We start from the raw sequence: 26,217 nt of genomic DNA on the forward strand, positions 1-26,217 counted from the left end.
CTTCTTTCCTCTATTTCTTGACTTTCTTTTCTCTTGCTTCTTTATTCTGAAATTAAATATAAATCTCTTTTCCTTGCTCAATAAACTCTTCCGATTTCTCTTGCATTCCTTTTACGGCTGCAGCCACATCACGTATTTCCTGAGATATTTTCATAGAGCAGAATTTTGGTCCACACATCGAACAGAAATGAGCGATTTTGGCACCTTCGGCAGGAAGAGTTTCATCGTGGAATTCTCTTGCTGTGTCTGGATCTAAGGATAAATTAAACTGATCTTCCCAACGGAATTCGAAACGAGCTTTGCTCAATGCATTGTCACGATATTGTGCTCCGGGATGACCTTTGGCTAAATCGGCAGCATGAGCTGAGATTTTATAAGTGATAACTCCATCTTTTACATCTTTTTTATTAGGTAAGCCAAGATGTTCTTTTGGGGTAACATAACAAAGCATTGCGCAACCGTACCAACCAATCATTGCAGCTCCAATAGCTGAGGTAATGTGGTCGTAACCCGGTGCAATATCTGTAGTTAATGGTCCAAGAGTATAAAACGGAGCTTCGTTACAATGCTCTAATTGCTTGTCCATGTTTTCTTTTATCATGTGCATTGGCACGTGACCAGGACCTTCTATAAATACTTGAACATCGTGTTTCCAAGCAATTTTGGCTAATTCTCCAAGCGTTTCCAGTTCGGCAAATTGTGCAGCATCATTGGCATCGGCAATAGAACCAGGACGTAAACCATCGCCTAGAGAAAATGCTACATCATATTGTTTCATGATTTCGCAAATTTCTTCAAAATGAGTATATAAGAAATTTTCTTTATGGTGAAACAAACACCACTTTGCCATTATAGATCCGCCACGAGAAACGATTCCTGTAACACGTTCTGCGGTAAGATGAATGTAACGCAATAAAACACCAGCATGAATAGTAAAATAAGAAACTCCTTGTTCAGCTTGCTCGATAAGAGTATCACGGAAAACTTCCCAAGTTAAATCTTCGGCGATTCCTTTTACTTTTTCTAAAGCCTGATAAATAGGAACTGTACCAATTGGAACTGGCGAATTACGAATAATCCATTCTCTGGTTTCATGAATGTTCTTTCCTGTAGATAAATCCATTATGGTATCTGCTCCCCAGCGACAAGCCCAAACAGCTTTTTCAACTTCTTCTTCGATGGTCGATGTTACAGCGCTATTACCAATATTAGCATTTATTTTTACTAAGAAATTACGCCCTACAATCATAGGTTCGCTTTCGGGATGGTTAATGTTGTTCGGGATAATAGCACGACCAATTGCTACTTCGCTACGTACAAATTCTGGAGTTATCTTGCTTTTTGGAGTATTAGCACCAAAACTATGTCCAACGTGTTGGCATTGCATGGCTTTGGTTTGCTCATTTAATAACTCAATGCGTTGGTTCTCGCGAATGGCAATATATTCCATTTCGGGAGTAATAATTCCTTGTTTAGCGTAATAAAGTTGCGTAACATTTGCGCCTTTTTTGGCACGTTTTGGTTGGTGTAAATATTCAAAACGCAAGTGATTTAAACTCTCGTCATTTAATCGAATTTGTCCGTAATCAGAACTGATTTCGTCTAGGATTTCTACATCATTTCGACCTAAAATCCATTCTTCTCTTAGGCGAGGTAATCCTTTTCGGATGTCTATCTCGATATTTGGATCTGTATAAGGACCCGATGTGTCGTAAATAGTTACTGAAGGATTCTTTTCGATTCCGCCATTAGAAAGTCTGGTTTCGCTAAGTATTACCTCGCGCATGGCCACTTTTATAGGATGTATTTCTCCGTTAACATATACTTTATTAGAGTTAGGAAAAGGAGTTCTGGATATTTTTTCTTCGTTAGTCATGTTTTTTTATTGAAAGATTGAAATATTGAAGAATTAAAAAATCAAGAGCAAAACTTTTGAAATAAGTTTGTAGCTACAATTTTTAAATCTTTAAATTTTTGAATAATTAAATTAATTTATCCTCCTTGCGTAGCAGAAATAATTAAAATATCGTCGGTTTCGTTTAGGATATGAGTATTCCAGATTGGTTTTGGAATAACAGTGTTGTTTATGGCAACGGCAATGCCATTTTGTTTGTTGGGAATTTCGAGATCGAGCAATGCCTGAACGCTAAGAGATTCAGCATTGAATTGTTTGGTTTGTTGGTTGATTTTTAGTTCCATTCCTCTAGAATTTAGTATATAGTTATACTTTAGGAATGGCTACAATGGCATATAGATATGCACGGAAGTCATCTTACTTTTCCCTACGCTAGTATGAACTAGATCAGGTTCAGAGGGTAAAATCTCAGCCTACTTTATTGTAGACACCCCTAAAGTGTGAAGCAAATGTAATAATTTTTTGTTTAAACGTTTAATGTTTAACGTTTAAAGTTGAAGAACAGTTTTTGTAGTTTAAAAAAAGCTACAAAAATATTTTTGAACCATTAAGAAATATAAGTGGAATTAAGTTTTTCTGAAACTGAAAACTGTGACTGCAAACTGTAACTATGACTGCAAACTATTTTTTTCTTGTCCAGCAATCTTCGATATGATCATTGATCATTCCTGTGGCTTGCATTTGAGCGTAGATAACAGTTGAGCCAACAAATTTAAAACCTCTTTTTTTTAAATCTTTACTAATAGCGTCAGAAAGTGGAGTAGTGGCGGGGACATCTTTTAAGTTTTTCGGATTGTTAATGATGGGTTTTCCATCGGTAAATTTCCAGATATAATCAGAAAAACTTCCAAATTCTTCTTGTATTTTTATAAATGCCTGTGCGTTGCTAACTGCCGAACGTATTTTTAATTTATTACGGATTATTCCTGTATCCTGTAGTAAGGATTCTATTTTATCTTCGGAATATTGTGCGATTTTTTTGTAATCAAAATTGTCAAAAGCAGTTCTAAAATTTTCTCTTTTGTTTAAAATAGTAATCCAACTTAATCCTGCCTGAAAGGTTTCGAGAGTTAAAAATTCAAATAATGACGCATCGTCGTAAACAGGAATACCCCATTCTTCGTCATGGTATTTTTTATATAAATCACTTGCAGAGCACCAGCCACATCTTATTGGTTCCATTTTTAATTATATTTTTTTAAATATTGAAATTTGTGAAACTGTTTCCTTTTCAGTTTTAGTTAAAAATCTAAATTTTAATGTGCTTTCGTTTAGCATTATAATTTCTGAATCTGTAGGTTCTGATTCTATGATATGCTCAGAGTCTTGTATATATTTTATAAGAGAAAGAGTGGATTCGTTTTTTATGTATTTTCCATTGTCTTCGATAGTATAGCATTCTTCTTTGTGTTTACTAAACAGTATGACTTTATATGTTCCGTCAGATAGGAATTCTATATAATCTTTACCGCATTCTGTTACATTGACACGGTCTGTAAAAATCTCGTGATCAATGGGGCCAATTCCGTATTGTAAAATTTCCCATTTACCAACAATTGAAGCATTGTTTTCATTGTTGCTGTCATTGCTACAGCTTGTAGCAGTAATTATTAATGTCATTATAAATAAAAAGAGAATGCTTGTTTTGTTCATTTTGTGATTGATTTCTTTGTGTTTTATTTTCCAATTTTCCAATGGTAACCTTTTACTGAAGGAATATAGGCAGAGGTTCCAATGATGATTAAGTCGTTATAAATTCTCTTATTGTATTTTATTCCGATAGCTTTTCCTGAAGTATACATTTTGTTTGCTTCAAATTTAATTTTCATTCGAGCATCAGCAAATTTAGCATCCGAAATTTTCTCAATAAACCAAGTAGAATTCCATTTGATATCGATTTCATCTTCGGCAGTTTTAGTTATGCTTTTTATTAATTTAACTCCTTCTTTTGGGATGTTATGGTCTTCAATTAATTCTTTTTGGGTTAGTGTTTCTCCTGTTTTACATACAGAAAGTAATTTTTTAAAATAGGTAAAACCTTTAAGTTTTTCAGTTTCTAAGTTTTCTATCCTTATGCTATCTTTTATAACAGCACCTTCTTCAGTAATAGTTTCATTATTTTTTGTTTTGTTAGGCGTGAATATAGTTTTTGTAATGGAATCTTTAGCCGAAGCTATGGTTTCTATTGTACTTTTTGAGATGTCCTTTATTTTTTCGGAAACAGTTGTTGTTGACTCTAATAATTGATCTCTATCATTTTTATTACAACTAGACAAGCAGCATAAAATTAAAATCAATAAAAATATATTGTGATGTTTCATGCGGTATGGTTGTTTTTCTTTTCTTCGGAATTATCTTCTTCCAGATATTTTTTAATCAAATGATGACCAGCATATATCAGTGGAGTTAATACTATTGCCAAAGTAAGTTTGAATGTATAGCCAGTTAAAGCTGATGATATAAAAGTATCGAAATTTATTTTTCCAGGTAACCAAAAAGCAATTCCTAAAACAATAAAAGAGTCAAATAGTTGAGAAATTACTGTTGAACCTGTTGTTCTAAGCCATATTTTATTTTCTCCTGTTCGTCTTTTAAAGAACCAAAACATCCATACATCTATTAACTGAGATGCCATAAATGCAATAATGCTACCTACAATAATCCACATACTTTGTCCGAAAACAGCTTGAAATTGTTCGTCATTTACAGGGCTAATGCCTTTTGCTGCAGGAATTACGATTGACATAAATAATATTAGAAAAGCATAAGCGATTAAACATGCTGTTATAAAAGATAGTTTTTTAACTCCTTTTTCTCCAAAATACTCATTAATCAAGTCGGTTGTTAAAAAAACAATAGGCCAAGGTAGGATTCCGATACTCATTACAAATGGACCAATTTGGATTAATTTCCCCCCAATTAGCTCTGCTACAACTGCATTGGTAATAAAAATTCCAGCGAGGATAACAAAAACAATTTCTTTCTTGGTTTTAAACATAGATAAATTTTAATATGCCAAATTTAAGATATTATTCGGAGTATTTATTTTTATAAAAAAACATTGTTGAGATGTATTTAAGATGTGGCTTTTTTCTTCGTTAGCTATTCTAATTATTGGCTATATTTGGGAATTGCATTTATTTTATAAAATATTAAATAACGTACATGAAAAAAATTGTCACTATTCTAATTATGGCTACATCTTTAACTTCTGTTCAGGCACAAACAAATTCACAAAATCCATTATTGCAAAAATGGACTGGTCCTTATGGTGGTGTACCTGCTTTTACAGAGTATAAAATAGCCGATTTTAAGCCCGCTTTTGATGTTGCTATCAAACAAAAAAGTAATGAGATTGATGCTATTGCTAATAATACAAAACCTGCTACTTTTGATAATACAATTGCCGAATTGGAACGTTCTGGTAAAACGTTGTCGAGAATTATGACGGCTTATGGAATTTATTCTTCAAATATTAGTACTCCTGAATTTGCATCGATACAAAAAGATATTGAGCCATTACTTGCTGCTCAATCTACTGAGTTTTATCAAAACAGAAAACTATTTGGCAGAATAGAAAAGTTATATAATTCTCCAGATAAAAAGAAACTAACCGGAGAACAACAAAGACTTATTTGGGTTTATTATACGGAGTTTAATAAACAAGGGGCAAATTTAAGTGATGCTGATAAAGCTAAAGTTGGAGAAATCAATAAGCAATTATCAACGTTATTTTCTAAGTTTAGCCAGAATTTATTGGCAGAAGAAAATAACCAATATGTTGCTTTGGTAACCGATGCAGATTTTGATGGTTTGCCTGACGGAATAAAAAAAGCTGCTATGGCCGATGCTAAAGAAAGAAAACTTTCGGCATTAGGTTGTATTGCTAATACACGTTCTTTTGTAGAGCCTTTTTTAACTTTTTCTACCAATAGAGCGTTGAGAGAAAAAGTTTGGAGAATGTTTATAAACAGAGGAGATAACGGAGATGAATATGATAATAAATCGACTTTGGTTGAAATTTTACAGCTTCGTGCTGCTAAAGCAAAACTTTTAGGTTATCCTACTTTTGCTCATTGGAATTTAACTAATAGAATGGCTAAAACTCCTGAAAGAGCGATGGCTTTAATGGAAGCTGTTTGGGAGCCAGCTGTAAATCAGGTTCACAAAGATGTAGCTGATATGCAGAAGATTGTTGTTGCCGAAGGAGGAAAATTTCAGATAGAACCTTGGGATTATCGTTATTATGCTGAAAAAGTTAGAAAAGCAAAATATGACTTAGATCAAAATGTGGTTAAGGAATATCTTCAATTAGAAAAATTACGCGAAGGAATGTTTTGGGTTGCGGGAGAATTATTTGATTTAAAATTTAAACAAATAACAGATGTTCCTGTATATCATCCAGATGTTAGAGTTTGGGAAGTCTCAAATATAAAGACGGGTAAAGTAGTAGGTTTATGGTATTTTGATCCTTACGCCCGTAAAGGAAAGCGTTCTGGTGCTTGGATGAATGCGTATAGAAAGCAACAAAAACTAGACGGAAATGTTCTCACGATAGTTTCTAATAATAGTAATTTTATAAAAGGAAATGATAATGAGCCAGTTTTGATTTCATGGTCAGATGCAACTACTCTATTTCATGAATTCGGACATGCATTACATGGTTTATGTTCAGATGTTACCTATCCTACATTATCAGGAACTGCTGTTGCAAGAGATTATGTAGAGTTTCCATCTCAAATCTTAGAACGTTGGTTAGAAACTCCTGAGGTATTGAATAAATTTGCTTTAAATTATAAAACAGGAAAGCCTATTCCTAAAGATTTGGTTGAGCGTATTGCAAAAGCAGCAACATTTAATGAAGGATTTTCTACTGTTGAGACAATTTCAAGTTCACTTATTGACATGAAATTACATTTAGCAGGAGATTCTGTTATTGATCCTACAGTTTTTGAGAAAGAAACATTGACTAAGCTTAATATGCCTAAAGAAATTGTAATGCGTCATCGTATTCCTCAATTTGGGCACATTTTTTCTAGTGATGGATATGCGAGCGGATATTATAGTTATTTATGGGCAGATGTTATTAGTGCCGATGCTTACGAGGCATTTACAGAGGCAAAAGGACCTTATGATAAAGATGTTGCTAAAAGATTACACGATAAGATATTTAGTGTAGGTAATACAACGGATCAAGAGGAAGCTTATAAATCTTTTAGAGGACATAATCCTGAGATTAATGCTTTAATGAAAGCTAGAGGTTTTGAAGCTCCAGTTACAAAATCAAACAAATAGTTATAATAAAAAAGAGAGACCGTTAAGTCTCTCTTTTTTTTATATGCGAATCTAGAATATAGATTATCCTAAAGTAACTCTTTTGAAACCTGTAATTTCAACGTTGAATCCTTTAACATAATCACCAACTTTTTTACTATCATCTTTGATGAAGTTTTGATCCAATAAAGCTTTTTCTTGATCTAAAGTAGTATTGTCAGAGATGAAACGTTGAACTTTTCCTGGAATAATTTTATCCCAAATTTGTTCTGGTTTACCTTCAGCTTTTAATTCAGCTTTAGCATCTTCTTCAGCTTGTTTAATAACTTCTTCAGTTAATTGAGAGAAAGAGATATATTTAGGAACATTTTTTAAAGTTTTTCCTAAACGTTTTGCCTCTTCATTTTCTTTTTCGATTACAGCAATACGAGCAGCAAGTTCAGAAGCAACGAAAGCAGGATCAAAATCTTTGTAAGATAATGTATCAGCTCCCATAGATGCTACTTGCATAGAGATGTCTTTAGTTAAAACTTCAGCGTTATCAATTGGTGCAGAAATTGCAGTTAATGCAGCAATTTTGTTAACGTGAACATAAGATCCAACGAAAGCTCCTTCTAAAATTTCAAAACCACCGATTTCGATTTTTTCACCAATAACACCAGTTTGCTCGATTAACTTTTCAGCAACAGTCATTCCGTTGAAATCTGAAGCTAAGAATTCTTCTTTAGAAGAGAAGTTTATTGCTTTTTCAACTAATTCTTTAGCTAAATTTACGAAGTTTTCATTTTTACCTACGAAATCTGTTTCGCAGTTTAAAGTGATGATAGCTCCTTTAGTTTTGTCAGCATTAATAAAAGAAACAGCAGCTCCTTCAGAAGACTCACGGTCAGAACGATTAGCAGCAACTTTTTGACCTTTTTCTCTAAGGTTTTGTATAGCTTTATCGAAATCTCCTTCAGCTTCAACTAAAGCTTTTTTACAGTCCATCATTCCGGCACCTGTAGTTTGTCTTAATTTATTTACGTCTGCAGCAGTAATTGTTGCCATATTGTATGATTTTTTATGAGTTAAAAGTAAAAATTCCAATCTTTAAATCTCAAATTCCAGTTTTATCAAATTATCAACTTAACGTTTCTAATTTTTTATGGGATTTGGAATTTAAAAATTGGAATTTAAATGTTTATTTATTCTTTTGTTTCAGCAGGAGCTTCAACAGCCTCAGCAGCTGGAGTTGCTTCTTCTGTAGCAGGTAACAATGATTCAGCCTCTTTGTCAGAACCTCTGTCAGAAAGACCTTCAACGATTGCAGCTGTAACTAAAGATAAAATTTTATCAATTGATTTAGAAGCATCATCATTTGATGGGATAACATACTCTACTTCTCTAGGATCAGAGTTAGTATCTACCATTGCAAAAACTGGAATGTTTAATTTTTGTGCTTCTTTTATTGCGATATGTTCAGCTTTGATATCTACTACGAACAATGCTGCAGGTAGTCTAGACATGTCTGCGATTGAACCTAAGTTTTTCTCTAATTTAGCACGAAGACGATCTACTTGTAAACGCTCTTTCTTAGAAAGTGTCATGAAAGTACCGTCTTTCTTCATTTTATCAATAGTAGCCATTTTTTTAACAGCTTTACGGATAGTTACGAAGTTAGTTAGCATTCCACCAGGCCATCTTTCAGTGATATAAGGCATGTTTGCAGCTTTTGCTTTATCAGCAACGATGTCTTTAGCTTGTTTTTTGGTAGCAACGAATAATATTTTTCTACCTGATGCAGCGATTTTTTTCAAAGCTTCATTAGCCTCTTCAATTTTTGCTGCAGTTTTATATAGATTGATAATGTGAATACCATTACGCTCCATATAAATGTAAGGAGCCATGTTTGGATCCCATTTTCTAGTCATGTGTCCAAAGTGAACACCTGCTTCTAGTAATTCTTTTACTTCTACTTTGTTTGCCATTTTTGTACTAGTTTACGTTCTGTTGATTAGCAATGCATAAATGGCGATTTTGTCGGCTTTATACATTTAGATGCTAAACTATTTCCTACCTCGATAGGAGAGCAACAACAACTGTGTTTTTTAAATTCAATAATAATTGATATGCCTTGTTCCAAATGAACAAGACAGGTAATATTAACGTTTAGAGAATTGGAATCTCTTACGAGCTTTCTTCTGACCGAATTTCTTACGTTCAACCATTCTTGGATCTCTTGTTAATAAACCTTCTGGTTTCAAGATAGCTCTGTTTTCAGCATTTACTTCACACATAACACGTGCTAATGCCATTCTTACAGCTTCTGCTTGACCAGTTGAACCACCTCCGTAAACGTTTACTTTTACATCAAAGTTGTTTACATTTTCTGTCATAGACATTGGTTGTAAAACTTTGTACTGTAAAGTTGCAGTTGGGAAATAGGTTGCGAATTCTTTTTTGTTTACAGTGATTTTTCCTGTTCCTTCTGAAACATAAACACGTGCAACAGCGGTTTTTCTTCTACCGATTTTGTGAATAACTCCCATTACTTAAGATCGTTTAGGTTAACAGTTCTAGGTTTTTGAGCTCCTTGTTTGTGCTCAGATCCTACAACAACATTTAAATTTCTGAAAAGTTCAGCTCCTAATTTGTTCTTAGGTAACATTCCTTTTACTGCTTTCTCTACTAATAATGCAGGGTTTTTTGCTTGCAATACTTTAGCAGTTAAAGTTCTTTGACCTCCTGGGTAACCTGTATGACGCATGTAAATTTTGTCATCCATTTTTGTACCTGTAAGGTTAATTTTTTCTGAGTTGATAACAATTACGTTATCTCCACAGTCAACGTGCGGTGTGTAACTTGGTTTGTACTTACCTCTTAAGATCATTGCAACCTTTGAAGCAAGACGTCCTAAGTTATGACCTTCAGCGTCAACAACAATCCACTCTTTAGTTACAGTGGCTTTGCTAGCTGAAACTGTTTTGTAGCTTAATGCGTCCATAATATTATTTTAATTAAACATTCCATCCCCAATAAAGGGGTTGCAAAAGTACAATTAATTATTTTAAAACCAAATACCTTAAAAGATTATTTTAACTACTGAAAATCAGGAGATATCTTTTTATTTAAAAGAATAAAAAAACCACCTTTACAATTAAGTAGAGATGGTTTGGATTTTTGCGACTATATTTTGTTACACAATAAACAAATTTGCTATGTCTACAACCTGTTGCGTAGTAAGTGGTTCATCATAGGCTTCTGAGCCTGCTGCGGCTCCAAATAAGGTTGCAGTATTGTATCCTGCCTGTACAGTTAATTCTTCTCCATTATATACAGCTTGGGTCGCAGATGGCATTCCTGCACCTCTCTCGTTACCGCTTATCCATCCTTTAAGGCCGCGTAATCGTCGTACTTCGGATGCGTGACGTGCTTCTACCGAATGTATTTGCAGTGCAGCTGTTAGTAAATCTGGCGTAGAAATTAAATTTCCTGCCTGACCTTTATAAGCTCTTACTCCTGTGTCTTCAAAGGCTTGTGCCAAAGCTAAAAATGTTGGATAATCACCAAATGGGTCAAAAGCGCCACCAACAGTAAAGTCAAAAGTAGGTTTAGGAACAAAGTTTGCACTTGCTGTTCCTCCCAATCCTGCAATTAAAAAATTTACATGGCTTGATTCGTGGGCAGCAATTTGTTGAAAAACTTTTAAATCGCGTCCGCCATTTTCAGATGCTGGAATAACTCCTGAATCTAATGCCATAGCATAAAATTCATTTTCAAGATATTCTAAGGTTAATGCAAATTGTAATGCTCCAATTGGTGTTGCTGGAGTTGCAGTTATATCTTTGGCTAAAGCTTTATTGGCTAATGAAGATAACCCGAATGGAATTGAGGCTATTGCCAAAGTCTTTCCGATATTTCCAAATTGTGTAAAGCTATCTCTTCTTGAGCCCGTGCTTCTCATTGCGCTTTCGTCGGCAAAGGTTTCTATAAATTTTAATATATTCATAATTTCTAGATTTTATGGGTTGTGGTTATGGTAAATATTTTGCTGTGAATGGAGTTGTTATAAATCCTCCCGCAACAGCTAAGATTTTAGATGGATCTTTCGCTACATCTAAACCAGTTGTGGCATTTACCACATCATCGCCCGCAAAATCTTTAGAATTTGGGTTTATTAAACTTCTAATTGCCGCAGCATGCCTTGCTTCTACAGAAACAATTTTTCCTGCCAACACCAAATAATCAGCACTTTTAATTAGTTTTCCTGCACCATTATATGCGGCAACTCCTGTATCTTCAAGAGCTTTAGCAGTTGCAAGTACTTCTGTACGACTGTTAAAATTCATAGATCCGTAATTAAATGCCAAACTAGGAAGTAATTGTGTGCTTGGATTAGGAAGTGCTCCGCTTAAAGCTGCCTTAAAAAAATCTCTGTGGATTACTTCGTGATGATATAAATCAGTAAGTACCTGACGTTCGATATCACTAAAAACACTATTAAAGTTTGATGCATTTACAACCTTAGTGTAAAAGTCGGCTTCTAGTTGTTCTAAGGCATATGCGTAGGTTAATACGCCGAAATCTCCAGAGCCTAAATCGAAGACACCATTTCTAATTCCAGGTAGTGAAGTGTCGTCAACAGGCATATTTTCATCATCGTCATCGTGATTACATCCTGCCAAAAGTAAGCCAGTGCCAACAATGGTTAAGCCACTGATCTTAAGAAAACTCCTTCTGTTGTTAAGTAAGGGGTTAACTTCATGGATTTTAACTTCGTTTTTCATAATTCAATTTCTTTAAGTGGTTGTTAATAGCAAATTATAATTATATGTAAATAGGTATAAACGAAATTTTTGGATGGGCGGTTTTAGATTTTGGCTTTTTTTTAATTTTTTGTTTAAATTATTTTAAGAAGGAGATGTAATTACTTGAAAATTTAAAGCATGTTTTGACTTGTTTTTGTTTTAATTTCCTTAATTCTACTATATTTGTATTAATTCAATAAAATTATCTTAAATGAAAGCTAAAGCAACTTTAAAACAAATCGCAAAAGAACTTAACGTTTCTGTGTCTACAGTTTCTAAGGCACTTAATGATAGTCCTGAAATTAGTGAGCAAACTAAAATTAAAATTAAAGAGTATGCCAAACTAAAAAACTATAAGCCGAATGTTATTGGTTTGAATTTAAAGAACCGTAAAACAAAAACTATTGGAGTTATTATACCTAACATATTAAACTCATTTTTTGCTAAAGTTTTTAGTGGTATCGAGAAAGTAGCAGATAAAAAGGGATATAATGTTATTACATGTATTTCTAATGAGTCTTTGGAGAAAGAAATTCATACGCTTGAAATGTTGAGTAACGGAACTATTGATGGTTTTATATTATCGGTTTCTGAAGAAGCTCAGAAATTACAAGAATACAATCACTTTAAAGAAATTATAAACGACGGAACGCCAATTGTAATGTTTGACAGGATTGCAGAAGGTGTAGAGTGTGATAAAGTGGTAGTAGATGATTTTGATTCAGCATTAAATTCAACGCAACATTTAATTAATTTAGGATGTAAAAATATAGCCTTGATTTCTTCTGTAGATAATTTAAGTGTTGGGAAATTGAGAGCAGATGGATATTTAAAAGCTTTAAATGACAATAATATTCCTGTAAACGAAAATATCATTCTTCGTACAGATTCTGAAGAAGATATGAAAAGTAAAATAGATGCCATTTTTGATCATAAAATAGATGCCATTTTCGCTTTAGATGAAAATGATTCAGTTGCAGCTTTAAGGGTTAGTTTGAAAAAAGGATATAAAGTTCCAGAAGATATATCGATAATAGGTTTTGCAGACGGAATTTTGGCTTCGAGACGTTTATCACCAAGTTTAACCACAATAAGCCAACACGGAATAGAAATTGGTGAAGTTGCTGCCAAACGATTAATCTCAAGATTAGAAGAAAAAGAAGGGGAGAGCAGCGATTACGAAACCATAGTAATCAAAACTAAACTGAAAGAAAGAGAATCATCAAGAAAATCTAAATAATAAAAAAATCCATTAGCCGCAGCTAATGGATTTTTTTTAGTTTATTTTTTTATTAAATGAACGCTCATTATAATTGGTTTAAATTCAATGTCTTTTTTATAATTACATTGTAAATTTTATTTAAGAATTTCTTCCAATTATAATTAATCCCAATATAAAAGGGAGGGCATAAAAAGCTAATATGACATAATTAGTATTTCTCAGATATATTTTATTCTTTTTATTAAGGTTAGAAGCCTCAATTAAAAGGGCAACAATTATTAAAAAAAGGATAAAAAGGGAGATAAAAAAAACTATATATGCTATTCCTATGTTGCCTGAATAATCTACAATCGAGTATAATAGTAAAAATACAAAAAGTGGAATAACTATTCTGATCACGAAGTGAACAATTATGTTGAATAGATCTGAGTCTGTATCTTCTTCTGGTTGAGTATTTTTAATCTCAAAAAGTTTATTTAATTCTTCATTCATGATGATTTTTATTTATTGTTTTTTGTATAATGCTACAAAAAAAGGCAATAATCCGGCATACGCTATAAGCTCTAGAAACCCTATGATTTGTGATAACCGATAGTGTACTTCTGGATCTATTGATATTGATGCAGTAGATTGTATAAACCAAAATAAATTTACTGTTGCAAGTATGCAAATTGATATTATTGCTAATAAGGTGTTTTTTTTCATTTTTATTTTAGAGAAGATTAGTCTTATTAATTTATATTTTTTGCAATGTATGAATTTTCTTGTTCATTATTTTGGTTTTTTAATGAAGAGACTTAATTGAGAAAAAAATGTAATAAACATTTTTTTGTTTTTTAATGTGCCTCTAACCAATCTTTCCCTAAACCTAATTCTACTTCTAGTGGAACTGCCATTATAAATGCGTTCTCCATTTCGTGTTTAATCATGGGTTGGATTTTTTCAAGTTCAGAGTTGTGTACATCAAACACAAGCTCATCATGTACTTGAAGCAACATTTTAGATTTCCAATTTTCAGATGTTAGTTTCTTATGAATGTTGATCATTGCGATTTTAATCACATCGGCTGCACTTCCTTGTATCGGAGCGTTTACAGCATTTCTTTCGGCTCCGCCACGAACAACTGCATTTTGCGAGTTAATATCTTTTAAATAACGACGACGCCCCAGAATAGTTTGTACATAACCATTTTCTCTCGCAAATTCTATTTGTTCCTGAATGTATGATTTTAATCTTGGGTAAGTTTTGTAGTATGCTTCAATCAATGTTGCGCTTTCGCTTCTTGATAATGAAGTTTGGTTGCTTAATCCAAAAGCCGAAACTCCATAGATAATACCAAAGTTTACAGTTTTGGCATGGCTACGTTGTTCACGAGTTACTTCTTCTAATGCTACATTAAATACTTTAGAAGCGGTAGATTTATGTATGTCTTCATGATTCTGGAATGCTTTTATCATATTCTCTTCACCACTTAAAGCAGCGATGATTCGTAATTCTATTTGAGAATAATCGGCAGATATTAAGGTGTAATTTTCGTCGCGAGCAATAAAAGCTTTACGTATTTGTCTTCCTCTTTCGGTACGAATTGGAATATTCTGTAAGTTAGGATTGTTTGAACTTAAACGACCAGTTGCAGCTACAGTTTGCATATAATCGGTATGAACTCTTTTAGAAACTGGATCTACCTGTAATGGTAAAGCTTCTACATAAGTATTTTGTAGTTTTACAAGAGAACGCCAATCTAGGATTGCAGCAACAATCTCATTGTCTTTGGCTAAATAGCTTAAGATTTCTTCGCCAGTTGCATATTGACCAGTTTTGGTTTTCTTTTGCTTTGCTCCGCCAATTTTTAATTTATCAAATAAGATATCTCCTAATTGTTTAGGTGATGCAAGGTTAAATTGTTCTCCTGCGATTTCGTAAATTTTAGCTTCTAATGTTTTAATATCCTTACCTAATTCTTCTGATAATGATTTTAAAAAGTCAACATCAAGTCTAATTCCTTCAGTTTCCATCGCAGCTAGAACACTAACTAACGGAATTTCGATTTCGTTGAATAATTTTTTAGTTCCGGTTTTGTCTAATTCTGTGGTGAATATCTCTTTAAGTTGCAACGTTACATCGGCATCTTCAGCAGCGTATTCCTTTATATCTTCGAGTGCAACATCGCGCATCGATTTTTGATTCTTTCCTTTTTTACCAATTAAATCTTCAATTGATTTTGGAGAATATTTTAAATATGTTTCTGATAAAATATCCATATTATGACGCATGTCTGGATTAATCAGGTAATGCGCAATCATAGTGTCAAATAATTTTCCTTTTACAGAAACACCATAATTCAATAATATTTTTAAATCGTATTTTAAATTCTGACCAATCTTTTCGATTGCTTCATTCTCAAAAAACGGAATAAATTTTTCAATCAATGCTTTTGCTTCTTCTTGGTTTTCTGGAAACGGAACATAGAATCCTTTTCCTTTTTCATAAGAAAATGAAATCCCGACCAATTCGGCGTGTAAAGCATCTAATCCTGTAGTTTCGGTATCAAAACAAACAGAAGTTTGGTTTTGTAAATTTTGTAAAAGCAATTTTAAACCTAAATCTCCTTGAATAATTTGATAAGAGTGAGGCGTGTTTTCTAGATTATTGTAAAAAGAAGTTCTTTGCGCTTCTGGATTTTCTTCATCAGTAGTAGCACTTCCAAAAAGATCAAATTGATCATCGTTTTTCGGTTGTGGTTTTTTGTATAGTTTAGCATCAGGAGCAGCTGCAGTAGCTGTTAATCCATTTCCATCTGCTTTAAAAAGATTGTCAAATTGTTCTGCCATTCTTCTAAATTCCAATTCTTGGAAAATAGCATCCGTTTTTTCGATATCAGGACGAGTTAATTCGTAATCAGATTCGTTAAAAGTTACAGGACAATCAAGTAGGATAGTTGCCAATGTTTTAGATAGTAAGCCTTTCTCAGCGTTAGCCTCGATATTTTCTTTCATTTTCCCTTTTAGCTTGTCAGTATTTGCTAGAAGGTTTTCCATTGAGCCATATTCTTTCAATAGTTTTTTGGCAGTAACTTCTCCAACTCCTGGAAGCCCCGGGATATTATCGGCAGCATCGCCCATCATACCAAGAAAATCAATTACTTGTTCCGGACGTTCGATTTCAAATTTTGCCAATACTTCAGGAACACCCCAAATTTCTATTCCATTACCCATTCGGGCTGGTTTGTACATAAATATATTCTCAGATACTAATTGTGCAAAATCCTTATCTGGCGTTACCATAAATACTTTATAGTTTTCTTTTTCGGCTTGCTTTGCAATAGTTCCAATTAAATCATCGGCTTCAAAACCCGCAACTTCTATAATCGGGATATGCATTGCTTTTAATAATTCATGTATATAAGGTACGGCAATTTTTATAGCTTCGGGAGTTACATCACGATTGGCTTTGTACTCAGGGAATATCTCATTACGTAAAGCACTTCCTCCTTTATCAAAAGCTACTGCTAAATGATCTGGTTTTTCTCTTTTTATCACATCCAAAAGTGAGTTCATGAACCCCATAATTGCAGAGGTATCCATTCCTTTGGAGTTAATTCGCGGGTTTTTTATAAAAGCATAATAGCCACGAAAAATTAAAGCGTAAGCATCAAGAAGAAAAAGGCGTTTTTGAGTTGACATAAAAAAAATATTAGTCTGTAAAAATAAACAATTGGGTTTTAAAAACGATTCGGTTCTTGAAAATTTAATCTGGATAGACTCAAATTAGAATTGAAATGTTTTATTAGAGATGCTTTTTTTACTATCTGTAGAATCGTACAGCAGTGCGCCTTTGGTAATGCTATTGTATTACTTTGTTCGTAAAAGTCCTGTAAGGTTGAATATTAAGAGCGAATCGTTAATGTCAAGTTAAAATTTTCAGATGACTGTTTTCTTCATTTTGTCTTCATATTACAGATGTAAATTTGGTGTATAAAATAAGAGATAATTAACTTTTAAATATTAGAAATCATGAAATCACAGATTCACGAAAACAAAAAAAACAAACTGCAAAACTTGAGTAAAAATTTAGTAATGTTATTAGTAGCAGTTTTAGGAACAAGTGCAATGGTTAGCGCAGCTACAACTCCGGTTAAAGCAACTCCAACAAAAGAAGTTAAAGCAACCAAACACCCAAAAGCAAAAACAGATAAAAAAACAAAATCTGAGAAAAAAGCAGCTCCTAAAGCAGAACCAATGAAAGCTAAAAAATAGATGTCGTTTTTGTTTTGCTTTAAATGAAGGTTGATAGCGGTAGGCAAAACAAAAAGGATAATTATTGATAAGGCTGATAAAGAAATTTATCAGCCTTTTTTGTTCGTACAGGCGTTAAATTTTTAATAATTAAAAAATTACGTTTTCATTATTTGCTTACTTTTAATTTATAAAATACAGTTTATGAATATTCTTATTGTCGAAGATAATAAAGAGCTTGCCATCGAGGTTAAAGATTTTTTGAGTGATGGTGGTTATGTATGTAAAATTGCTAATACGTGTAATGAAGCATTAGATGAAATTGGCGGAAATGATTATGATGCGATGCTGCTTGATTTAGGTTTGCCAGATGGAGATGGTTTTGATGTTTTAAAAGCGGTTCGAAAAACCAAATCTAAAATTGCAGTAATTGTTATTACCGCTCGTGGAGAATTAGATGACAGGATTGATGGGTTGCATCTTGGTGCCGATGATTATCTTACCAAGCCATTTGCGCTAACAGAGTTAAGTGCACGTTTGTTTGCTGTTATTCGTAGAATGCATGGGTATACTTTAAATGATTTAATTATACATGGATTTTCGTTGCAATTACAAGATTACAAAGTAAGTTATGATGGAACGCCGATTAATTTGACCAAGAAAGAATTTGATATTTTTCAATATTTAGTATTGAATAAAAATCGTGTAATTACCAGATTACAATTAACAGAACATATTTGGGGAGATATTCTGGAGATAAATTCAGATTCAAATTTTATTGATGTTCACGTTCGTAACCTTCGAAAAAAACTAGACAAACATACTACAATTGATTGGTTTGAAACAGTGAGAAATGTTGGATATCGAATTAATGCCTAGATAAAGTAATATGAAAATAAAGCATCAATTAGCCATTTTTAATGCACTAACACGATTGTTAGTGATTTTGATTTTATGGTTAATGCTGCCTATTTTAGTTCAGAATGTGGTTTATAGACACATTAATAATGGACTTATCGAAAAAAAGAAAAAGTTTATTGAGCATTTAAATCAAAATGAAATTGATGATTTTATCGAAAATGCAGATGATTCTACTGAAACATATTCGCAATTTTCGACTTTACATAGTGAGTTTTTGGTATTATCGAGATTACCAAAATTACCAAATCTAGAAAAGACCACTTTTGTTAATGAGAATAGGATTATCGAAGGTGAAGAAAATGAGTATAGGATATTACGATATCATTTTACTTACGAAAATATAGGATATCAGTTAGAGATAGGAAGCAGTTTGGCAGAAATAAAAGATCTTACTTTTATTATTAAGCTCTTTATTATTATTGTCTTAGTTGTAATTGTTTTGATAACATTCTTGGCAGATACTTTTTATATAGAGTATTTACTCAAGCCTTTTTATAAAATAATAGATACTAAAATACGTAGAGTAAATGAACCCGAAGCTTTTGATCATACTCCGATTAAGGCGCATTCGGCAGATTTTAGAGAATTAGATTCGGTTTTAAATCAAATGATGGATAGGATAGGAGAGCTTTTTAAAAAAGAAAAGCAATTTATATCCAATGTTTCTCATGAACTTTTAACCCCGATTGCATTATTAAAAAATAAATTCGAGAACTTATTACAAAATGAATCTTTGGATGATAATGCAGTTGATAAAATTGCAGGCTCACTCAGGACATTGGATATGCTGAAAAAAATAATCAATAACTTATTGCTAATTTCCAGAATCGAGAATAATCAATATGCCGCCAATGAAGCTATTGATTTTTATGAAATCGTAAGCGGATTGTACGATGATTTACAAGATAGGATTGATGATAAAGGATTGCAATTCTCTAATAAAATGGAGCATGATTTTAATTTTATGGGTAACAATACGCTCATGCATATCCTATTGTATAATCTAGTTACCAATGCAATAAAATATAATAAAGAGAACGGAAGTATTACTATTAGCGATGGGTTTTTAAATCAACATTACTATTTGTCTATTTCTGATTCGGGAATAGGAATGAATGAAACCCAAGTCGAAAAGATATTTAATCGATTTACCCGAATTAGTTCTGATCAGGATGGTCAAGGTTTAGGCTTGGCTATAGCCGATAGTATAGCTTCTTTTCATCATATAGAGATTAAGGTAACCTCGACTCCTAATGAGGGTACTACGTTTTTGTTATTGTTTCCAAATAGTGTCAAAGCCTAATTAAAAGTTAAAATTTTTAGGCAAGGTAAATCTTCATTTAATCTTCATTTAGCAGATATATCTTTGACCTATAAATAATGAAATAATAATAATCATAAAACTAACAATCATGAAAAAAGTATTAATGCTAGCTATAGCAGTTTTAGGAACAACAGCAATGGTAAATGCTCAAACAACTCCAGCTCAAACGACTCCAACAAAAGAAGTGAAAGCTACTAAACATGCTAAAAAGAAAGCAGATAAAAAAGCTGAAGCTACAAAAACTGAAGTAGCTAAACCAGAGGCTGTAAAAGCTAAAAAATAAGGGTTTGATTAATATTCTACTTACTATAAATTAGGGTTAATAATTTATATAAGGGGGTAGGTAGGATAATAGTTTTAGTAGGTGGAAAGCTGGTGAGTAAAATCACCAGCTTTTTTTGTTATTGTTTGCGTTAAAATTTTGATAACAAAAAGTTTTCACATATTCATTCTTTGTTACTTTGCTTAAAAATTTTTCCAATGGTCATTCGTTTTATAATTATTTGTGCTCTTTTTTTATTTATAGAGTTTTATTCTTTTCAGGCTGTTAGAACATTAATTAAGCTAAGATGGCTCCTGATAAGTTACCAAATAATAAGTTTACTACTTTTTATATTTATAATATATTCCTTTACGCAATTTGACCGTTCTATTGGGCAAACTAAGCAAACCATGTTTACAATGGGGTTGATGTTGGTCGTTTATGTACCAAAAATTGTAATAACATTAGTGCTTTTGGGTGAAGATATTTTTCGTGTAGGAGCTGGATTAGTTAATTATTTTATCGAGAATCCTAACTTAACGAAAGATAGCGTAATTCCGAGCCGAAGAAAATTTGTGAGTCAATTGGCAGTTGGTTTGGCAGCAGTTCCTTTTCTGTCTTTAATTTATGGAATTTTTGAAGGAAAATATAATTTTAAAGTAATCAGGCAAACTGTATTTTTTCCAGATTTACCAGATGCCTTTGATGGATTTACGATTACACAAATATCTGATGTGCATTCAGGAAGCTTTGATAATCCAGAGAAAATAAGTTATGCCATCGATTTAGTAAATGAACAAAACTCGGATATGATTTTGTTTACAGGAGATATCGTTAATACACATGCTACCGAAATGCATCCATGGTTAGAGACTTTTAATAAAATAAAAGATCCTAAATTTGGTAAATATGCGGTTTTAGGAAATCATGATTATGGCGAATATGTTACTTGGCCATCTGAACAAAAGAAAGATGAAAACTTTGAAGCTATAAAAAGCTTATACGGACAAATTGGTTTTCAATTATTATTGAATGAACATACTTACATTCAAAAAGGAGAGGATAAAATCGCTTTGGTAGGTGTTGAAAATTGGGGACATAATTTTAAAAAAGCGGGTGATTTAAATAAAGCTTCGCAAGGTGTTCAACAAGATGATTTTAAGGTGTTAATGAGTCATGATCCTAGTCATTGGGAGTATGAAATAAAAAATCATCCTAAGAATTTTCACCTTACTTTGTCAGGACACACACATGGAATGCAGTTTGGGATTGAAATTCCGGGCTATTTTAAATGGAGCTTGGCACAATATGTGTATAAACAATGGGCTGGCTTGTATGAAAACGCAGGTCGCTATGTATATGTAAATCGTGGTTTTGGATTTCATGCTTATCCAGGACGTGTAGGGATTATGCCCGAAATAACCGTGATTGAACTAAAAAAAGGGAAGGATGTGGCATAATTCGTTAAAAATGCTACATTTGTATATAATAATCTCTTTTTAGTAGATTTAAAAAGATTAAATAGTTGATTTTATGTCAAAATTTGGAGAACTTATAAATGCTCAAGTTCCAGTGTTAATTGATTTTTACACCGATTGGAACGAATCATCTGTGTCAATGCATCCTGTAATAAAAGATGTTGCAGCTGCGCTAGGCGATAAAGCCAAAGTCATTAAAATTGATGTGGATAAAAATCAGGAATTGGCTGATGCACTAAGAATAAAAGGACTACCTACTTTAATGATTTATAAAGAAGGTCAAATGATTTGGAGGCAATCCGGCGAATTGGATGCAAATACTATTATAGGGATTGTACAAGAACAATTCTAATTTCTTCTGGATACTAAACTTGTAGTATTCTTTATATGTTTTATTAAATGACCGTATGTTTAATAAATAACATCAAATATAAAATTGTTTTCCTTTAAATAATCTAATGTTTTTGGTAATGCAAATTTAAGGTTTTGCGATGCTTTAATGCTATCGTGAAAAACAATTACGCTTCCTGATTTTACATTTTTTATTACATTCTGTAAGCACTTTTCTGGAGATATGCTTCGGTCAAAATCTGCGCTTAAAACATCCCACATTATTATTTTATACCCCAATTGGCGTAATTGTGTCGATTGTGATTTGGTGATTTTGCCATAAGGAGGACGAAAAATCTTAGGCTGAAGATTTTCAGTAGAAGATTTCTGGATTTGTTTGCCGCATAAAAGACTATTGTCTAAATACGTTTTTGTGGTCGTTTTCCAGCCTTTTAAGTGGTCATAAGTATGATTTCCTATCGAATGACCTTCGGTGATTACTTTTTTGAAAATTTCGGGGTGTTTTTCGATGTTATTGCCAATGCAAAAGAAAGTGGCTCTGGCATCGCGTTTTTTTAGTTCAGATAAAACCCATTCTGTGATTTCGGGAGTTGGACCGTCATCAAAAGTTAAATAAACTTTATTCTCCTTATTAGGAATGTCCCAATAATAGTTAGAGAAGAATCGTTTTATCAGCTTGTTCGTCTTAATCCAGTAAAAACTCATTTTCTGAAATTTTAGTTTATGTAAAAATAAAAAATGTAGCGGTATTTTTCAATAGCGCTACATTTTTTAATTATTATATTTTTAGAATATTATTTATTCTTTTTCACGACCAAATCGCTCGAAAACATTTACATAAGTATTGAAAATTGCTTTTTGCTTGTTGTAAAAAGGTAAATCTTTACTTTCCTTCATTACTTGTAATAAGCTTCTGTATCTTTCGATATCAGTAATTATATCAATAGCCAGACTTGTTTGTTCAGATGGGTCTAAATGGCTGTAATAATCTAGATTTTCTTTGTATTTGTTTATTAACTTTTCTAGTAAATCATGTGCTTTGGCTTTTTCGCCAACATCATAATATCCTTTAGCAAAAGGCTCAACTAATGAGTAATAACCAAATTTATCTAATGGCATTTTTGTCATAGCTAAATTGATAATATTTTTGGCTTTGTCAATTTTACCTTCAGTAATTAATTGTTTCATTAATCTGGAAAGATTAGTACGATACGTGATACTGTTACGTCTTGTTTCTGGATCATGATAAATTTTATCGCTTTCGCTATTACCCCAATCCCATTTCATTACGATATCATACATTTTATCAGCGTCAATTTGCCCCATGTCCATTGGTCCGCCATCTTTATTAGGAACGGTTTTAATTGGGACAAGTTTATACACCATTCCGTCTAATTGTAGATAGTTTTTTAGCCATAAATAATCTTCATCGTCAAAAGCACCACCACTAAAATAAATTGGTCTTTTCCAATCGTTATTAGCTAATATATCAAGCATCATTAAACGATTTTTGTATAAAGCACTTCCTTTAATATCAATGTCGATATAAGGAACAATAGAGTCGTAATACTTAGGAGCAACTACCTTATTCTTGATAATATTATCCTTGTTTATAGTAAGACGGAGTTTATTAGTTGGATAAAAGTGAATCGTTTGTCCGTTTTGCATTTCAACTGTTGACTTAGGGTTTTTTATAAAATCAATAAAACCTTTAATGTCCCAACGACTATCTATTTTTGGAATATGCGCCACATAATCTAATTTATCACCTACATATTGTTCGTGAACAAAAGATATTGGTAATGCATTCGATTCGTATGTTTTTGTTTTCATCTGATCGATATACCAATCGGTCATGAATAGACTTGTATTTACGATTTTAACATCTGTTCTTATTTTCTCTATTTCCTGAGCGTACCATAACGGGAAGGTATCATTATCTCCAATGGTATATAAAATCGCATTAGGATCGCATGAGTTTAAATACGCTTTAGCCATTGCTACAGCAGTATATTTATTAGATCTATCGTGATCATCCCAGTTTTGAGAAGCCATAAGTATCGGAGCAGCAAGTAAGCTACCTGCAATAACTATAGGTCCGGCAATTCTTGGTGCTATATATTTCTGCAGGGTTTCATAGAGTGCGTAGACCCCGAATCCTATCCAGATTGCAAATACATAAAAGGATCCGACTAATGCATAATCTCTCTCTCGAGGTTCAAAAGGTCTTTCGTTTAGGTAAATTTTTAATGCTAAACCAGTAAATAAGAATAAAGCTAATAGGACATAGAAACTTTTTAAATCTTTATTTGCATGGTACATTAAACCGATTAAACCAAGGATGAAAGGCAAGAAAAAATAAACATTTCTTCCTTTATTATTTAATACATCCGATGGTAAATTGTCTTGAGAACCTAAATGAATTGAATCCATAAATTTGATTCCACTAATCCAGTTTCCATCTAAATTATCATATTTCCCTTGAGTGTCACTTTGGCGACCTACAAAGTTCCACATTAAATATCTCCAGTACATATATCCGAATTGGTATTCGAACATAAAGCTAAAGTTGTCTGCAGTTGTTGGTTTTTCAACAATTAAATAATCACCATAACTTCTTAAGAATTTCACATAACCCTCATTATCAATTTGTTTTTGAGCGTATGCTTTTCTAAATTCAGTGATTGTTTTTTCAACTTCATGTCTAAGTTGAGCAGTTGCTTTGTTAAACTCATCTTCAGATAATTGACTTGGGTCGATACCGTATTTTTGCAAATCATCTTCATAAGGGTAATTTGGGTTTATCTTAAATGCAGGAGGATTAGTAAAGTTAATGTAGTTTTCTACATGCTCAGTACTCCACATTCTTGGTAAAAAAGCTTTTTGTGCATCGTCAGTATTTTGTACTGCGTTTTTATAATTATTGGTAATAATATATTTACCAGTTTTATAGTCTCTTTCGTAATTCGGTTTTTTGTCTAGATAAGGAGTGTTTTTATCTAATCCTGCAAAAACTTCCGTGTATTGAGGTCCGTAAAACAATGGGTTTACACCGTATTGTTCACGGTTGTAATATGCAAGTACTTCGGTCGCATCCGAAGGTTTGTTTTCGTTAATTACAGTATTAGCATTTGCTCTGATAGGTAGCATTAACCAAGTAGAGAATCCAATTAAAATGAATAAGATACAAAGAATTATAGTGTTGTAAAAAACAAGTCCTTTTTGTTTTGTGTAACGTAATCCAAAATAAAAGAAAGCGATAAAAGCTAAGGCAACAAATATAGTTCCTGAGTTAAAAGGTAATCCCATTTCGTTAACCATGAAAATCTCGGTTTTACCAAAGAAAGCCATCGTTAAAGGAAGTAATAATATGAAGATAAATAATAAGACAGCTACAACTACTATATTGGCAACAATGAAGTTTTTGATAGTAACTTTTTCGTAGTTTTTAAAGAAATAAAGAAATCCAATTGCCGGAATTGTAAGCAAAGCCATGAAGTGTACACCAAATGAAAGACCTACAACTAATGAAATAATTAGTAACCATTTATTTCCTCTTGGAGTATTCATGTCTTGTTCCCAACGTAATCCCAGCCAAAAAAGTAAAGCGATTAATAAGGATGCCATAGCATAAACCTCTGCTTCGACAGCATTAAACCAGAAACTATCAGAAAAAGTATAGGCTAGAGCCCCTACAAAAGAACTTCCTAAAATTACAATAGCGTTATTTTGATTTACTTCGGCAAAACGACCAACTAATTTTTTAAGGATAATAGAGGACGACCAGAACATGAATAATATTGTAAAGGCACTTGAAAAAACAGACATCATATTAACCATTAATGCCACATGCTGGTTATCTATTGCAAACATTGCAAAGAAAGCACCCATCATTTGGTATAAAGGGGCACCAGGAGGGTGACCAACTTCAAGCTTTGCTGCTGTAGCGATGTACTCGCCACAATCCCAAAAACTCATGGTAGGTTCGACAGTTAGGGTGTAAGTTATTAAAGCGATTGTAAATGTTAACCAACCAATAATTGTATTCCATTTATTAAAGTTGAATTGTGCCATATTTAGGTATTAAAAATTTGTCCTTATTTTATCTTACAAAGAAAATGTTTTTTTATGTAATCAAACTAGCATTAACAAATTTTTCTAAAAAAGTAATTATAAAAACTAACATGTTGTTTTTGAATAGGTTTCGAGAAACGGCGGAGCTTTGTTCGAAAAAAAATCAATTTTTTTTCAAATTTTTGTTCAAAAAGTTTGCGCAAACTAAAAAAAGCTCTAAATTTGCACTCGCTTAACAGCACTGCTGGTCTATGGTGTAATGGTAACACAACTGTTTTTGGTGCAGTCTTTCAAGGTTCGAGTCCTTGTAGACCAACATAAGAAGCCTCTCAAACGAGAGGCTTTTTTTATGGAATTAAGTCAGATTTCTTAGG

General features: G+C 32.7%; 25 protein-coding genes, 1 tRNA gene and 1 riboswitch. Of the genes, 9 read left to right on the forward strand and 17 right to left on the reverse strand.

Translation table 11 applies throughout. From position 1 onward, the window contains the following. Window positions 1-52 precede the first annotated feature (52 nt). The 6 genes from thiC to OA93_RS04195 form a co-directional block, all read right to left on the reverse strand. A complete protein-coding gene (thiC, locus tag OA93_RS04170) occupies window positions 53-1,876 on the reverse strand; it encodes a phosphomethylpyrimidine synthase ThiC (protein ID WP_039111865.1) in 1,824 nt (607 codons plus the stop codon). A gap of 116 nt (window positions 1,877-1,992) precedes the next feature. After that, window positions 1,993-2,199, reverse strand: coding sequence for a sulfur carrier protein ThiS (gene thiS / locus OA93_RS04175; RefSeq protein ID WP_039111866.1), 207 nt, complete (start codon window positions 2,197-2,199; stop codon window positions 1,993-1,995). A 63-nt stretch (window positions 2,200-2,262) separates the two neighbouring features. Next, window positions 2,263-2,360: riboswitch (TPP riboswitch) on the reverse strand. 176 nt (window positions 2,361-2,536) lie between these two features. Next, window positions 2,537-3,097 carry a DNA-3-methyladenine glycosylase I gene (locus OA93_RS04180; protein WP_039111867.1) on the reverse strand — a complete coding sequence of 187 codons (561 nt, stop codon included), beginning with the start codon at window positions 3,095-3,097 and terminating at the stop codon, window positions 2,537-2,539. 6 nt (window positions 3,098-3,103) lie between these two features. Further along, the gene (locus tag OA93_RS04185) at window positions 3,104-3,568 is read right to left on the reverse strand and encodes a lipocalin family protein (protein WP_131474450.1); all 465 of its coding nucleotides are present in this window, start codon (window positions 3,566-3,568) and stop codon (window positions 3,104-3,106) included. A 23-nt stretch (window positions 3,569-3,591) separates the two neighbouring features. Further along, window positions 3,592-4,236 carry a hypothetical protein gene (locus tag OA93_RS04190; protein ID WP_131474451.1) on the reverse strand — a complete coding sequence of 215 codons (645 nt, stop codon included), beginning with the start codon at window positions 4,234-4,236 and terminating at the stop codon, window positions 3,592-3,594. Continuing rightward, entirely contained in the window at window positions 4,233-4,913 is a 681-nt protein-coding gene (locus OA93_RS04195) for a queuosine precursor transporter (RefSeq protein ID WP_039111870.1), read from the reverse strand. The genes OA93_RS04190 and OA93_RS04195 overlap by 4 nt, the downstream gene beginning before the upstream one ends. Before the next feature lie 167 nt (window positions 4,914-5,080). Between OA93_RS04195 and OA93_RS04200 the strand changes: the two genes are divergently transcribed. Then, complete coding sequence (locus tag OA93_RS04200) at window positions 5,081-7,210, forward strand: M3 family metallopeptidase (RefSeq protein WP_052259371.1); 2,130 nt, start codon at window positions 5,081-5,083, stop codon at window positions 7,208-7,210. Window positions 7,211-7,273: 63 nt separating this feature from the next. Here the strand turns inward: OA93_RS04200 and tsf are convergent, their stop codons facing one another. From tsf to OA93_RS04230, 6 genes are all read right to left on the reverse strand, one after another. Further along, complete coding sequence (gene tsf, locus OA93_RS04205) at window positions 7,274-8,236, reverse strand: translation elongation factor Ts (RefSeq protein WP_039111871.1); 963 nt, start codon at window positions 8,234-8,236, stop codon at window positions 7,274-7,276. A gap of 137 nt (window positions 8,237-8,373) precedes the next feature. Further along, window positions 8,374-9,156 carry a 30S ribosomal protein S2 gene (gene rpsB, locus OA93_RS04210; protein WP_039111872.1) on the reverse strand — a complete coding sequence of 261 codons (783 nt, stop codon included), beginning with the start codon at window positions 9,154-9,156 and terminating at the stop codon, window positions 8,374-8,376. Between the two features lie 174 nt (window positions 9,157-9,330). Further along, window positions 9,331-9,717 carry a 30S ribosomal protein S9 gene (rpsI, locus tag OA93_RS04215; protein ID WP_007808909.1) on the reverse strand — a complete coding sequence of 129 codons (387 nt, stop codon included), beginning with the start codon at window positions 9,715-9,717 and terminating at the stop codon, window positions 9,331-9,333. Next, the gene (gene rplM / locus OA93_RS04220) at window positions 9,717-10,172 is read right to left on the reverse strand and encodes a 50S ribosomal protein L13 (protein WP_039111873.1); all 456 of its coding nucleotides are present in this window, start codon (window positions 10,170-10,172) and stop codon (window positions 9,717-9,719) included. Before rplM ends, rpsI begins: the two co-directional genes overlap by 1 nt. A gap of 192 nt (window positions 10,173-10,364) precedes the next feature. Next, the gene (locus OA93_RS04225; RefSeq protein WP_039111874.1) at window positions 10,365-11,177 is read right to left on the reverse strand and encodes a ferritin-like domain-containing protein; all 813 of its coding nucleotides are present in this window, start codon (window positions 11,175-11,177) and stop codon (window positions 10,365-10,367) included. Between the two features lie 25 nt (window positions 11,178-11,202). After that, on the reverse strand, window positions 11,203-11,955 hold the full coding sequence (locus OA93_RS04230) for a ferritin-like domain-containing protein (protein ID WP_039111875.1): 753 nt from the start codon (window positions 11,953-11,955) through the stop codon (window positions 11,203-11,205). A 232-nt stretch (window positions 11,956-12,187) separates the two neighbouring features. On the opposite strand from OA93_RS04230, the gene OA93_RS04235 reads away from it, so the two are divergent. Further along, window positions 12,188-13,216, forward strand: a complete 1,029-nt coding sequence (locus tag OA93_RS04235) for a LacI family DNA-binding transcriptional regulator (RefSeq protein WP_039111876.1) — start codon at window positions 12,188-12,190, stop codon at window positions 13,214-13,216. Window positions 13,217-13,336: 120 nt separating this feature from the next. Here the strand turns inward: OA93_RS04235 and OA93_RS04240 are convergent, their stop codons facing one another. The 3 genes from OA93_RS04240 to polA form a co-directional block, all read right to left on the reverse strand. Next, on the reverse strand, window positions 13,337-13,690 hold the full coding sequence (locus tag OA93_RS04240) for a hypothetical protein (RefSeq protein ID WP_039111877.1): 354 nt from the start codon (window positions 13,688-13,690) through the stop codon (window positions 13,337-13,339). Between the two features lie 12 nt (window positions 13,691-13,702). Then, window positions 13,703-13,903 (reverse strand): hypothetical protein, encoded by a 201-nt coding sequence (locus OA93_RS24925; RefSeq protein ID WP_123912103.1) that lies wholly within the window; start codon window positions 13,901-13,903, stop codon window positions 13,703-13,705. A 131-nt stretch (window positions 13,904-14,034) separates the two neighbouring features. Beyond that, window positions 14,035-16,881, reverse strand: a complete 2,847-nt coding sequence (polA, locus tag OA93_RS04245; protein ID WP_039111878.1) for a DNA polymerase I — start codon at window positions 16,879-16,881, stop codon at window positions 14,035-14,037. Window positions 16,882-17,274: 393 nt separating this feature from the next. Here polA and OA93_RS04250 point away from each other — a divergent pair, with 393 nt between their 5' ends. The 6 genes from OA93_RS04250 to OA93_RS04275 all read left to right on the forward strand — a co-directional run bounded on the left by OA93_RS04250 (window position 17,275) and on the right by OA93_RS04275 (window position 21,770). After that, on the forward strand, window positions 17,275-17,454 hold the full coding sequence (locus OA93_RS04250; RefSeq protein WP_039111931.1) for a hypothetical protein: 180 nt from the start codon (window positions 17,275-17,277) through the stop codon (window positions 17,452-17,454). Between the two features lie 183 nt (window positions 17,455-17,637). Beyond that, window positions 17,638-18,312: a response regulator transcription factor gene (locus OA93_RS04255; RefSeq protein WP_039111879.1), complete on the forward strand. Its 675-nt coding sequence runs from the start codon at window positions 17,638-17,640 to the stop codon at window positions 18,310-18,312. A gap of 10 nt (window positions 18,313-18,322) precedes the next feature. Next, window positions 18,323-19,657: a HAMP domain-containing sensor histidine kinase gene (locus tag OA93_RS04260; protein ID WP_240474663.1), complete on the forward strand. Its 1,335-nt coding sequence runs from the start codon at window positions 18,323-18,325 to the stop codon at window positions 19,655-19,657. Window positions 19,658-19,766: 109 nt separating this feature from the next. After that, the gene (locus OA93_RS04265; protein ID WP_039111881.1) at window positions 19,767-19,961 is read left to right on the forward strand and encodes a hypothetical protein; all 195 of its coding nucleotides are present in this window, start codon (window positions 19,767-19,769) and stop codon (window positions 19,959-19,961) included. A 197-nt stretch (window positions 19,962-20,158) separates the two neighbouring features. Beyond that, on the forward strand, window positions 20,159-21,400 hold the full coding sequence (locus tag OA93_RS04270) for a metallophosphoesterase (protein ID WP_039111882.1): 1,242 nt from the start codon (window positions 20,159-20,161) through the stop codon (window positions 21,398-21,400). 73 nt (window positions 21,401-21,473) lie between these two features. After that, the gene (locus OA93_RS04275) at window positions 21,474-21,770 is read left to right on the forward strand and encodes a thioredoxin family protein (protein WP_035623602.1); all 297 of its coding nucleotides are present in this window, start codon (window positions 21,474-21,476) and stop codon (window positions 21,768-21,770) included. Window positions 21,771-21,829: 59 nt separating this feature from the next. On the opposite strand, the gene OA93_RS04280 is transcribed toward OA93_RS04275, so the two are convergent. Together OA93_RS04280 and OA93_RS04285 are read right to left on the reverse strand one after the other, a co-directional pair. Further along, a complete protein-coding gene (locus tag OA93_RS04280; RefSeq protein WP_039111883.1) occupies window positions 21,830-22,474 on the reverse strand; it encodes a polysaccharide deacetylase family protein in 645 nt (214 codons plus the stop codon). Between the two features lie 93 nt (window positions 22,475-22,567). Further along, the gene (locus OA93_RS04285; RefSeq protein WP_039111884.1) at window positions 22,568-25,843 is read right to left on the reverse strand and encodes a DUF2723 domain-containing protein; all 3,276 of its coding nucleotides are present in this window, start codon (window positions 25,841-25,843) and stop codon (window positions 22,568-22,570) included. Between the two features lie 245 nt (window positions 25,844-26,088). Between OA93_RS04285 and OA93_RS04295 the strand changes: the two genes are divergently transcribed. After that, window positions 26,089-26,159 (forward strand) — tRNA-Gln (locus OA93_RS04295). The last annotated feature ends 58 nt before the right edge of the window (window positions 26,160-26,217 follow it).

Source organism: Flavobacterium sp. KMS, from assembly GCF_000813005.1.
GTDB lineage: Bacteria > Bacteroidota > Bacteroidia > Flavobacteriales > Flavobacteriaceae > Flavobacterium.